Below are 12160 nucleotides of genomic sequence, written 5' to 3' on the forward strand. Positions count from 1 at the left end.
TTACTTAGCAGACATCAATGCAACGGTGGTATCCAACATGCGGTTGGAGAAACCCCATTCGTTGTCGTACCAGCTACCCACTTTCACCAAACGGCCAGACACTTTGGTCAGGCTCGCATCAAACGTGCTGGAAGCGGGGTTGTGGTTGAAGTCAACCGACACCAAAGGTTCTTCGGTGTAACCGAGAATACCTTTGAGCGCGCCTTCGGCAGCGGCTTTCATCAGGCCATTCACTTCTTCAGCGCTGGTGTCACGGCTGGCGATAAAGCTCAGGTCAACCAAAGACACGTTAATGGTGGGAACGCGGATCGCGTAGCCATCCAGACGGCCATTCAATTCAGGCAAGACCAAACCAACCGCAGCGGCCGCACCGGTTTTGGTCGGGATCATGGATTGGGTCGCAGAACGGGCACGACGCAGGTCTTCGTGGTACACATCGGTCAACACTTGGTCGTTGGTGTACGCATGAATGGTGGTCATCAAACCGGTTTCCAGGCCAATCGCTTTGTGCAAAGGCTGTACCAGTGGGGCCAAGCAGTTCGTAGTACAGCTCGCGTTTGAAATCACGGTATCGGTGGCTTTCAACACACCGTGGTTCACACCGTAAACAATCGTGGCATCCACATCTTTACCGCCGGGCGCAGAAATCACCACTTTTTTCGCGCCGCCTTTTAAGTGGGCAGAGGCTTTTTCTTTGCTGGTGAAGAAACCGGTACATTCCAGCACGACGTCCACACCCAAGTCACCCCATGGCAATTCGGCAGGATTGCGGTTGGCCAACACACGAATCTTGTCGCCATTCACCACCATGTATTCGCCTTCGACGCTAACGGTGCCGGGGAAAGGACCGTGGGCGGTGTCATATTTGGTCAGGTGGGCGTTGGTTTTGGGATCGCCCAAATCATTGATTGCCACGATTTCGATATCGTGTTTTTTACCCCCTTCGTAATGAGCACGCAGCACATTGCGGCCAATACGACCATAACCATTAATTGCGACACGGATTGCCATGTTTCTCTCCTAGATAAAAATAAATTAATTCGATTCTCATTTCAACACTTGTTGAGCAGTAGCCACGACATGCTCAACGGTGAAACCAAAATATTTAAACAGCACGCCAGCAGGGGCGGACTCACCGAAGGTATCAATGCCGACGACCGCCCCTTCTAAGCCCACATATTTACGCCAGAAATCGCTGACCCCGGCTTCAATCGCGACGCGTGGCACACCAGGCAGCAGAACCGCTTTTTTCCAATCGGCCGCTTGGCGGTCAAACACATTCGTACACGGCATGGAAACGACGCGCGCGGCAATCCCTTGCTCGGCGAGTTTTTCCGCTGCGCCTAAAGCTAACGCGATTTCAGAACCCGTGGCCAACAAAATCAGTTTGGGGTTAACCGCATCGCGCAGAACATAACCACCGCGCTTCACCGCGGCGATTTGCGCCGCGTCACGGCTGACAAACGGCAGATTCTGGCGCGAGAAAATCAAGGCACTGGGGCCCTCTTTCCGCTCAATCGCCTGCACCCAGCTCACCGCTGATTCCACGGTATCGCACGGACGCCACACATCAAGTTGGGGAATCAAACGCAGGCTAGATACATGCTCGACCGACTGGTGCGTCGGACCATCTTCACCCAGACCAATCGAATCATGCGTAAAGACAAAAATCGAACGCTGCTTCATCAATGCCGCCATGCGCAAGGCATTGCGACTGTAATCGGAGAAGGTCAGGAAGGTACCGCCATAAGGAATGTAGCCACCATGCAGCGTAATCCCGTTCATGATGGCACTCATGCCAAACTCACGCACACCGTAGTTGATGTGATTCCCTGCTACAAAGTCTTTACCGTCTGCAGAGGCACGCACGGCAACGGAACCGGACCAGTTGGTCAAGTTAGAGCCGGTTAAGTCAGCGGAGCCGCCCAAGAATTCGGGCAGCACCGGGCCGAGTGCTTCAATCGCGTTCTGGCTCGCCTTACGCGTTGCAATCGTTTCAGCCTTGGTATTGATGGCCGCCAAAATCGCTTCTACGCTCGCCGACCAATTGGCAGGCAGTTCGCCGCGCATACGGCGGATAAACTCGGCCGCCTCAGCGGGGAAAGCGGCTTGGTAAGCCGAGAACCGAGTATTCCATGCGCCTTCGGCATGGGCGCCGCTGCTCTTCGCATCCCACGCAGCATACACCTCCGCTGGGATTTCAAAGGGCGCATGCGGCCAGCCAATCGCGGCACGGGTTTCGGCAATCGCTTTATCGCCCAAGGGGCTACCGTGGACTTTATCGCCACCCTCTAAACCGGGAGCACCTTTACCTATTAAGGTTTTACAGCAAATCAGCGTGGGCTTGTCGCTGGCTTTCGCCTGTGCAATCGCCGCGGACACCGCGGCCACATCGTGCCCATCCACATTCGGAATCACGTGCCAGCCATAGGCTTCAAAGCGTTTCGGTGTGTTATCGGCAAACCAATACTCGACTCTGCCGTCAATCGAAATGCCGTTATCGTCGTAGAGCGCGATCAGCTTGTTCAAGCCCAAGGTGCCAGCCAAGGAACAGGCTTCGTGGGAAATCCCTTCCATCAAGCACCCATCGCCCAAAAACACATAGGTAAAGTGATCAACGATCGTGTGGCCAGGTTTATTGAACTGGGTCGCGAGGAGCTTTTCTGCCAACGCCATGCCCACCGCGTTGGTAATCCCCTGTCCCAAAGGCCCTGTCGTCGTTTCCACGCCGGGGGTAATTCCAACTTCAGGATGTCCGGGGGTTTTGGAATGCAGTTGACGGAAATTTTTAATTTCACTCATTGGCAGGTCATAGCCCGCCAAGTGCAACAAGGCATAAATCAGCATTGAGCCATGGCCATTGGAGACCACAAAACGGTCCCGATCAAACCACCCAGGATTGGCTGGGTTATGTTTCAGGTGATCGCGCCAGAGCGCAACGGCCATTTCAGCCATCCCCATCGGCATACCGGGGTGGCCCGAATTTGCGGCTTGCACCGCATCCATCGCGAGAGCACGGATCGCATTGGCCATATTACGGGTTGATTGGGGGGAGAAAACAGCAGGCGCATTTAACGCGCCGGTCGCAGCAGAGTTCATAATTGAGGAAAAGTAAGCGCTACAGACGGATTTTCATCTCTCACGGACAGCGGCTAAAAGACGCTGGACGCAGACAAAAAGCAGCGCTGTAGAGCGCATCAAACAAAGGCTGATTAAAAAACAAACACAAACGTACACAATTTTATCAGAAACCCCCTATTGAAACCGCGAATTCTGCTCTCTTCCATAGCAATTTATGCACAGCGGCTTAAAATTAACTGAACTTCACCGACTTTTACCAGTCTTGCTAGCAAGTCGCTGCGAATCATGTTGCAGCACGCTTTTGTCCGCTCACCAATTCTGAGACCTATGTTGCCTGTCAAGCTCCATCCCCACACTCAATTACCCCGATTATTCACGGTAGCGCTGTGCCTATTGCTTGGTTTGATAGTCGGCTGCGCGCAGCAAAGTAATCTCAGATACAGTGGCCCAGCCAATGCCCCAACAGAAAAGATCATCTCCCTCACTGACGATAACCAAGACGGCATGCCAGAAGGGTGGCGCAAGCTGCTGATACGGGCCGATAAAACTCGGACTGTCTTCACGCCAATCCGTAAAGACGGTATGGATGTGGTGCAGGCCGATGCTGAAAGCTCAGCCTCGGGGTTGCACTTTAACCTTCGCGTTGATTCACAAGCGTCACCTTGGATCGGCTGGCATTGGAAAGTGGCTAATCTCATTACGCAGGCGGATATTACTCAGCGCAGCAAAGAAGATTCTCCCGTACGACTGATATTGGGTTTTGATGGCGATAAAACCAAACTGCCCTTCAAAGAGCAGATGTTGCTCAATATGGGCAAAGTCATGGCGGGCCATGAAGTACCCTATGCCACGCTGGTGTATGTCTGGGATAACCAACAACCCCAAAACACCCATATTCCGCATGCCGTCACAGACCGCATCAAAATGATTGTGGTGGAATCAGGCGATAGCAAATTGGGGCAATGGCAGCACTACATGCGCAATTACGCCGCCGACTATGAAAAAGCCTATGGTGAAAAACCTGGGCCCCTGATTTCAATTGGGATCTTGAGTGACACCGACAACACCGGGGACACGGCACGCGCTTGGTACGGGCCATTGAGTATTAGCCAGCAACCGCTGCGCTCACCTCACCTGCCCTAAGCTCACCGTTGAGTTGTGCCAACGCAGCGCGAATCACCGTTAGTTGATGGCCACCAGGGGCGTTAAGGTGCAGCGCCACCAGCTATGTTGCGCGGCGGCGGCATGAATCGCCTCTAACCATGTCTGCATGGTTTCCGCCTCTGGTTCCAACAGCTCAAAACCAATACGGGGATACAAGCTCGGGGGTGTTTCAACCCAGACTGGCATTAGGGTGAACGCAATGGCAGGGCCACTCAGGTTAGCCTCAGCCTCAGCCCACACCGTTAGCCGATAACGCGCTTGATCAATAGTAGTGTCACTGGGTAATAAAACTTGCACCCCACCCCGGCTCGCATCGACCAAAATACCCGGAATCGCAGCCGAATCCGCTGCGGGCTGGAAAAACCATAACGGGAAATTTTGGTGTTCGGTATGCAGTAAAAAAAACTGAACGCGATTGTTGCGGCGCTGCTCAATCTGCCTGGAAAGTGAATCGTTACTCATCACGTCACCTGATAAAGTCGACAAGCGTATCAGCATCCCAAAAAAAGATGACTGCATCATGACAAGTCATGCTGCAGTCATTTCATCGGCGCTGGTGTCGTTTAAGCAGGCCCAGGGCAATTACTGCTCAAAAAACTCTTTCACTTTGTCAAACCAGCCTTTGCTTTGCGGGCTGTGCTTGCCGCCCCCTTCGGTCGTTAAACGCTCAAACTCGCGCAACAAGTCTTTCTGTTTTTCAGAAAGTTTAACTGGGGTCTCAACCACCACATGGCAAAACAAATCACCGGGGTAAGCTGAGCGTACGCCTTTAATCCCTTTACCACGCAAGCGAAACGTTTTACCCGTTTGCGTGCCCTCTGGCAAATCAAAGCTGGCTTTGCCATGCAAGGTAGGCACCTCAATCTGCCCCCCCAGTGCGGCAGTGGCAAAGGAAATGGGGATCTGACAATGTAAATCGTCACCATCACGCTGGAAGACTTTATGTTCTTTTAAGCGGATTTCAACATACAAATCACCGGCTGGCCCGCCATTAATACCTGGCTCGCCATTACCGGCTGACCGAATCCGCATCCCATCATCGATACCAGCAGGAATATTGACTTCGAGGGTTTTGGTTTTTTTGATGCGCCCCACGCCATCACAAGTTTGGCAGGGATCAGGAATGATCTTACCGGTACCATGACAATGCGGACAGGTTTGTTCGATTGAGAAAAACCCCTGCTGCATGCGCACCACGCCGCGACCACCACAGGTCGTACATGTGGTGGGTTTGGTGCCGGGTTTCGCCCCGCTGCCATGACAGGTGTCGCACTCTTCCCAGCTCGGCACACGAATCTGTGCTTGCTTGCCTTGCGCCGCTTCTTCTAGCGTAATTTCCATGGTGTATTTGAGGTCGGCGCCGCGATACACCTGTGGCCCGCCACGCCCACCAGCACGAGCCCCGCCCCCGAAAATATCGCCGAAGATATCGCCAAAGGCCTCTGCGAAGCCGCCCCCGCCAGCAAACCCACCCGCAGCATTGGGGTCAACGCCCGCATGGCCATAGCGGTCATAGGCTGCGCGTTTGTCTGCCTCCGAGAGCATCTCGTAGGCTTCCTTAACCTCTTTAAATTTATCTTCCGCTTCTTTATTATCGGGATTGCGATCCGGGTGATACTTCATCGCCAACTTGCGATATGCTTTTTTGATATCGTCATCGCTGGCATTTTTCGCCACGCCCAATACTTCGTAATAATCTCGTTTAGCCATGTTGTGTCCGCAAAGGCAACATTCTTAAAACAAAAACGCAGAGCAGCCTGTGGCTGCACTGCGTTTCAATCTACGACAGGGGTTACTTGTCGTTTTTCACTTCCTTGAAGTCAGCGTCAACCACGTTGTCATCGGCTGGTTTAGCCTCAGCAGTACCGGGGGCGGCACCTGCTGCTGCACCGGCCGCCGCTTGCTGCGCTTGCATTTCCGCGTAAATTTTTTCACCCAGCTTTTGTGCCGCTTTACTCAAAGCGTCGGTCTTGGCATCAATCTCTGCCTTATCGCTGCCTTTGGCCGCTTCTTCCAAGTCTTTCGTAGCCGCTTCAATCGCTTCTTTTTCGCCCGCTTCTAATTTGCTAGCGTGCTCTTCCAACGCCTTGCGCGTGGAATGTACCAGCGCTTCCGCGCCATTACGCGCTTGCACTAATTCAAGCAATTTCTTGTCTTCTTCAGCATTGGCTTCGGCATCTTTCACCATGCGTTGAATTTCCTCTTCGCTCAAGCCCGAGTTGGCCTTGATGGTGATTTTATTTTCTTTGCCAGTACCTTTGTCTTTGGCGCTGACGTGCAAAATACCGTTCGCATCAATATCAAAGGCCACTTCAATTTGCGGTACACCGCGCGGCGCGGGTGGAATCCCTTCCAGATTAAATTCGCCCAGCAACTTGTTCGCCGAGGCCATTTCGCGCTCGCCCTGGTAAACCTTCACGGTCACCGCAGGCTGGTTATCATCCGCCGTGGAATAGACTTGCGCAAACTTGGTGGGGATGGTGGTGTTTTTCTGAATCATCTTGGTCATCACGCCGCCAAGGGTTTCAATACCCAAGGAGAGGGGCGTGACATCCAGCAAGAGCACGTCTTTACGATCACCGCCCAATACCGCGCCTTGAATCGCTGCGCCGACCGCTACCGCCTCATCGGGGTTGACGTCTTTACGTGGCTCTTTACCAAAGAATTCTTTAACCTTTTCCTGCACCTTGGGCATGCGCGTCATGCCGCCGACCAGAATCACGTCGTCGATATCGCTGACTTTCACACCCGCATCTTTAATCGCAACCTTGCAAGGCTCAATCGTGCGCACAATCAGCTCTTCGACCAAAGCTTCCAACTTGGAACGGGTGAGCTTCATGTTCAAGTGCAGGGGCGCACCATTTGCCATGGCGATGTAGGGCTCGTTAATTTCGGTTTGCTGGCTGCTCGACAATTCAATCTTGGCGCGCTCAGCACCGGCTTTAATCCGCTGCAAAGCAATGGGGTCTTTGCTGAGATCGACGCCATTGGTCTTTTTGAATTCTTCAATGATGTAATCAATGATGCGTTGATCGAAGTCTTCGCCACCCAAGAAGGTATCGCCGTTGGTGGACAACACTTCAAACTGTTTTTCACCATCAACATCAGCAATTTCAATGATGGAAACGTCAAACGTTCCGCCACCTAAGTCGAATACGGCAATCTTGCGGTCACCGCTTTCCTTTTTGTCCATGCCAAACGCCAATGCAGCAGCAGTCGGTTCATTGATAATACGTTTGACTTCCAAGCCCGCAATCCGGCCCGCATCTTTGGTCGCCTGGCGTTGGGCATCATTGAAGTAAGCCGGCACCGTAATCACGGCTTCAGTCACTTCTTCGCCAAGGTAGTCTTCGGCGGTCTTTTTCATTTTGCGCAGCACTTCAGCGCTCACTTGCGGAGGCGCCAATTTTTTATCGCGCACGCCGACCCAGGCATCACCGTTATCGGCTTTAAGAATTTCGTAAGGCATCAAGTCGATGTCTTTTTGTACTTCTTTATCTTCGAAGCGGCGGCCAATCAAGCGCTTAACCGCATATAAGGTGTTTTTGGGGTTGGTCACCGCTTGGCGTTTGGCAGGCGCACCCACCAAAATCTCGCCGTCTTCCATGTAAGCAATAATCGAAGGGGTTGTACGCGCACCTTCTGAGTTTTCGATTACTTTCGTTTGATCACCTTCGAGTACCGCCACGCAAGAGTTGGTCGTACCCAAGTCAATCCCAATAATTCGTCCCATTTCACTATCCTTTCAATGCAATTTTCACTCATGCCCTTGAGGTAAGGGCACAGAACACTTTTTCAAGGCCCTGTTTAGACTAGGGTTTAAAGCCGCTTACTATGCGTGGCCGTGCTCAAGCCTGCGCCACCGTCACCAAGGCGGGACGCAACATACGCTCGGCAATCACATAACCTTTTTGGAACACGTTCACCACGTGATTGGGGGCTACGCCCTCCGGCGCAGGGACCGCGCTCACCGCCTGATGGCGATTCGGGTCAAATTTTTCACCAACCGGGTTAATTTCCTGGATTCTGCCGCGCTCGAAAGCACTGCTCAGCTGTTTCAAGGTCAGCTCGACCCCTTCACGCAGTTTGGCGGGGTCCCCAGATTGATCAGCCAATGCCGCCTCTAGGGCATCGCGCACAGGTAATAAGGCCTCTGCAAAAGATTCAATCGCGAACTTATGCGCCTTGGCCACATCTTCCGCACCACGCCGCCGAACATTCTCGGTTTCCGCTTTCGCACGCACGAACAAATCATAGTTCTCTGCGGCTTTGGCTTGCGCTTGAGCCAATTGCTCTGTCAGTGTGGGGGCCGTCGAGACAGACGCCTCAGCGCCATCAACAGCAGGCTCCAGCGACTCGGCAGGCGTCGTTAAACCGACATCAATTTCTTGCTTTTCATTCATAAATAGCTGCAGTTAGAGAATTTTAAATACAATTAACATCAAGAGCCGCCGGATTACTAGCGCTCTATTCGAGCGAGAGCAAGTATTGTTTCCGACTGTGAGGACATTTGGTGACACATACCGACTTTTCAAGCGATTATGCATAAAAAGCATGGGGTGTGGATTGTGCCTATCGGCAATTCAGGTACAGTCTGCTACCCTGCGGGTTAACCCTAGGCTCTACCGTGTTAGTTTCGCCTCAAAAAGGCCTATCTAACAGCAAACGTGTTAAACAAGCGGCTAACCATATCATTTAACACGCCCGTTTCGGTAATGAATTTTAGTTTCTTGCTGAATCCCTCAGCGCTTGAGGCGGCATGGGGAGAGCCAGAACCCCAATTATTTATGCTTTTTTTGCATCTCGATCGGCCAATTCCTGATCAGATGTTTTCTTGGAGTCATGCATGTCTGTCCAGCAGTCGAGTTTAGAACAACAAGCCTTAAGCTATCACGCCCAAAATTACCAAGTAAATAATCGTCCCGGCAAGCTCGAAATCGCCGTGACCAAGCCAGTTAACGGCCAAAGTGATTTAGCCTTGGCCTACTCCCCTGGTGTCGCTGCACCTTGTGTCGAGATTAATAAAGACCCGGCCAAAGCCTATGAATACACCGCCAAGGGTAACCTGGTTGCAGTGATTAGCAATGGCACCGCTGTTTTAGGCCTGGGCGATATTGGGGCGCTGGCGAGCAAACCCGTGATGGAAGGCAAAGCAGTATTGTTCAAAAAATTTGCTGGGGTCGATTCGTTCGACATCGAAATCGATGAAACGGACCCCGACAAGCTGGTTGAAATCATCGCCGCACTCCACCCCACTTTCGGCGGGATCAATCTAGAAGACATCAAGGCACCGGAATGTTTTTACATTGAGAAAAAACTCCGTGAGCGTCTAACGATTCCCGTGTTTCATGATGATCAGCATGGCACGGCAATTGTCGTTGCAGCCGGAATGCTCAATGCGCTCCACCTCAGCGGCAAAGCGATTGCAGAAACCAAGCTCGTTTGCTCAGGTGCTGGGGCAGCCGCGATTGCCTGCCTGGATATGCTGCTAGATGTTGGGATGAAGCGTGAAAATATCTACGTTTGCGATAGCAAGGGCGTTATTACGACCAGCCGAACCGATTTGAACGCCGAGAAACAAGCTTGGGCGAAAGACACCCCGGCCAAAACCCTCAGTGACGTGATTGAAGGGGCCGATGCCTTCCTGGGTTTATCTGGCCCTGGCTTAGTCACGCAAGCCGACATTAAAAAGATGGCAGCGAAACCGATTGTGTTTGCCCTGGCCAACCCTGAGCCTGAAATTCGGCCAGAGAAGGTGAAGGAAGTCGCCCCCGATGCAATTTGCGCCACAGGCCGTTCCGACTATCCCAACCAGGTGAATAACGCGCTGTGTTTCCCCTATTTGTTCCGGGCCGCGCTCGACACTGGCGCAACACAAATCAATCAAGCCATGAAACGCGCGACCGCCACGGCGCTGGCTGAAATGGCCCGCACTGATGGTCACTTTGGCACAGACTACATTCTGCCCACGTTGCTTGACCCCCGCTTGCTCACCGGCGTCACCACCAAAATCGCCCAAGCGGCGATTGACAGCGGGGTGGCCAAGCGGGTACTCAATCTCGCTGACTATCAGAACGCCCTTAACAGCATGGCGCTGTAACGGGAACGCGCTAGGGCGATCTTCCTACCGCCCATGAAGCCAAAACGAAGTAAATCAACCGACTGCGCCCGAATCAACAGGCGTAGTCGGCATAATCACATGCCGCATTAATCGCTGGCGCCCAACTCAAGCGCAGCAGTACGTTGTGTGCTAAGTGCGGCCATGTCTGGTGCCCCCGTATCCCAACCTTGCAAGTGCCGCTGGCAAATATCAGCCAGTGCGTTTAACCAAGCCGGGTTGTCATTCAAGCAAGGAATATAGGCGAAGTCTTTACCGCCCGCGTCAAGAAACGCTTGCTTCACCTCTAAGGCAATTTCTTCCAGTGTTTCCAAGCAATCGCTGACAAAGCCAGGGCAAATAACTTGAATATTTTTGACCCCTTGTTGCGCTAGGCTAATCACCGTCGGCTCGGTATAAGGTTGCAACCACTCCGCTTTACCAAAGCGTGACTGAAAAGTGACGACATACTCTGCTTTGCTTAATCCCAAGCGCTCGGCCAGCAATCGTGCAGTTTTATGGCATTCGCAGTGATACGGGTCGCCACGCAACAGTGTGCGTTTGGGCACGCCATGGAAACTCATCACCAACTTTTCAGCCCGACCCCGCTGCTGCCAATATTGACGGATGTGTGCCGCCAATGCGTCGATGTAACCGGGATCATCATGATAGTGCTTGACGATCCGCAATGCCGGTTGATTCCGTGTCCGCAATAGTAAGCGTGCCACTTCATCTACCGCGGTCGCGGTCGTACTACCGGCGTATTGGGGATAGAGTGGCATCAGCAAAATTCGATCACACCCCTGTTGCCGCAACTGTTGCCAAACGTCAGCAATACTCGGATCACCGTAACGCATGGCGTGCGCCACTTCCACCTGGATGCCTCGCTCGCCCAAATACCCGCGCAAGTAGCGCGCCTGTTGTTCGGTGTGATAGCGCAGGGGAGACCCATCGGGAGTCCAAATGCTGGCATATTTTGCAGCCGACTTCTGTGGCCTGACGCGCAAAATAATCCCATGCAAAATTGGCCACCAGATCAACCGTGGAATCTCGACCACGCGAGGATCAGCCAGGAACTGCGCCAGATAGCGTCGAACTGCCGCTGCTGTCGGTGCAGCCGGGGTTCCCAAGTTAACCAAAAGAATGCCAACTCGGCTCGGCTGTCCATGCTGGAAAGAAGGTTCTGTCAAAAGCGCCATATCGCAAGTTCATCGTGAAAATCGTGAAAAGGGAGATTAGAAAACCGACATTAAACCACCACTGCCTGTCGTTGAAGAAAACGGTCGAGTGACTGTCTTGCTTGCTGCCGAATGCGCCGCTGTAGCCAAGGGGTCCAGCCAGCGCAGCGACCAATCGGTCCCAAGGCCTGGGCGGCCCAACGAGCGACCGAGAAAGCATCATCATGATGCAAAATCAGTCCTTCCTTAAATGCAACCTCTGTCGTCACCTCATTCACCACCAGCCGCCCGGTCGGCCGGTAGCGGTAACGGGCGACCCATTCTAGCGTGCCGTAGCGCGCATCGCACTGCACATCGGAATAGAGCAGCATGAATTCTTCGGCACTTTGGCACAACATGTGCCACATCGCCACAACCTCGGGGGCGGACAAGGTCCCAAATATGGGGTCATGAAACTGCGCGTCAGGGTGATAACACGCGCTCATGGCAGCGGCATCACGCTGCTGAAAGGCTTGGTAAAACCGGGTTAAGAGCGCTTGATGCGCATTCACCTGAGTTTGCTCAGCTTGCCCTGCAAGGCTTGCCGCATAGGTCAATTCGCGCCATTTTGCTTTTGCTAGCGTCGTCATCTTACGCTTCT

At 53.0% G+C, this 12160-nt stretch carries 9 protein-coding genes and 1 pseudogene; 2 read left to right on the forward strand and 8 right to left on the reverse strand.

Annotation, left to right across the window (positions count from 1 at the left end):
• Positions 1-1011, reverse strand: a complete 1011-nt coding sequence (gap, locus tag DU000_RS05830; protein WP_114402421.1) for a type I glyceraldehyde-3-phosphate dehydrogenase — start codon at positions 1009-1011, stop codon at positions 1-3.
• A gap of 36 nt (positions 1012-1047) precedes the next feature.
• Positions 1048-3099, reverse strand: coding sequence for a transketolase (tkt, locus tag DU000_RS05835; RefSeq protein ID WP_114402422.1), 2052 nt, complete (start codon positions 3097-3099; stop codon positions 1048-1050).
• A 309-nt stretch (positions 3100-3408) separates the two neighbouring features.
• Between tkt and DU000_RS05840 the strand changes: the two genes are divergently transcribed.
• Entirely contained in the window at positions 3409-4224 is an 816-nt protein-coding gene (locus DU000_RS05840) for a DUF3047 domain-containing protein (protein WP_158529645.1), read from the forward strand.
• A 39-nt stretch (positions 4225-4263) separates the two neighbouring features.
• On the opposite strand, the gene DU000_RS05845 is transcribed toward DU000_RS05840, so the two are convergent.
• The 4 genes from DU000_RS05845 to grpE form a co-directional block, all read right to left on the reverse strand.
• Complete coding sequence (locus DU000_RS05845) at positions 4264-4707, reverse strand: hypothetical protein (RefSeq protein ID WP_147266970.1); 444 nt, start codon at positions 4705-4707, stop codon at positions 4264-4266.
• Positions 4708-4827: 120 nt separating this feature from the next.
• Complete coding sequence (gene dnaJ, locus DU000_RS05850) at positions 4828-5955, reverse strand: molecular chaperone DnaJ (protein ID WP_114402425.1); 1128 nt, start codon at positions 5953-5955, stop codon at positions 4828-4830.
• A gap of 82 nt (positions 5956-6037) precedes the next feature.
• Entirely contained in the window at positions 6038-7978 is a 1941-nt protein-coding gene (gene dnaK, locus DU000_RS05855) for a molecular chaperone DnaK (protein WP_114402426.1), read from the reverse strand.
• Between the two features lie 115 nt (positions 7979-8093).
• A complete protein-coding gene (gene grpE / locus DU000_RS05860; RefSeq protein ID WP_114402427.1) occupies positions 8094-8648 on the reverse strand; it encodes a nucleotide exchange factor GrpE in 555 nt (184 codons plus the stop codon).
• A gap of 443 nt (positions 8649-9091) precedes the next feature.
• Between grpE and DU000_RS05865 the strand changes: the two are divergent.
• Positions 9092-10312 (forward strand): annotated as a pseudogene (locus DU000_RS05865) (malic enzyme-like NAD(P)-binding protein); the annotation flags it as partial.
• Between the two features lie 140 nt (positions 10313-10452).
• Here the strand turns inward: DU000_RS05865 and hemH are convergent.
• A complete protein-coding gene (hemH, locus tag DU000_RS05870) occupies positions 10453-11541 on the reverse strand; it encodes a ferrochelatase (RefSeq protein ID WP_114402429.1) in 1089 nt (362 codons plus the stop codon).
• A 50-nt stretch (positions 11542-11591) separates the two neighbouring features.
• Positions 11592-12149 (reverse strand): nuclear transport factor 2 family protein, encoded by a 558-nt coding sequence (locus tag DU000_RS05875; RefSeq protein ID WP_114402430.1) that lies wholly within the window; start codon positions 12147-12149, stop codon positions 11592-11594.
• Positions 12150-12160: the final 11 nt, after the last annotated feature.

This window comes from Parvibium lacunae (genome assembly GCF_003335215.1).
Taxonomy (GTDB): domain Bacteria; phylum Pseudomonadota; class Gammaproteobacteria; order Burkholderiales; family Burkholderiaceae_D; genus Parvibium; species Parvibium lacunae.

Coding starts and splice junctions, on each gene's coding strand:
- gap (WP_114402421.1), bottom strand. CDS start 1,011: ATGGCAATCCGTGTCGCAATTAATGGTTATGGTCGTATTGGCCGCAAT.
- tkt (WP_114402422.1), bottom strand. CDS start 3,099: ATGAACTCTGCTGCGACCGGCGCGTTAAATGCGCCTGCTGTTTTCTCC.
- grpE (WP_114402427.1), bottom strand. CDS start 8,648: ATGAATGAAAAGCAAGAAATTGATGTCGGTTTAACGACGCCTGCCGAG.
- hemH (WP_114402429.1), bottom strand. CDS start 11,541: ATGGCGCTTTTGACAGAACCTTCTTTCCAGCATGGACAGCCGAGCCGA.
- DU000_RS05840 (WP_158529645.1), top strand. CDS start 3,409: ATGTTGCCTGTCAAGCTCCATCCCCACACTCAATTACCCCGATTATTC.
- DU000_RS05875 (WP_114402430.1), bottom strand. CDS start 12,149: ATGACGACGCTAGCAAAAGCAAAATGGCGCGAATTGACCTATGCGGCA.
- dnaJ (WP_114402425.1), bottom strand. CDS start 5,955: ATGGCTAAACGAGATTATTACGAAGTATTGGGCGTGGCGAAAAATGCC.
- DU000_RS05845 (WP_147266970.1), bottom strand. CDS start 4,707: ATGAGTAACGATTCACTTTCCAGGCAGATTGAGCAGCGCCGCAACAAT.
- dnaK (WP_114402426.1), bottom strand. CDS start 7,978: ATGGGACGAATTATTGGGATTGACTTGGGTACGACCAACTCTTGCGTG.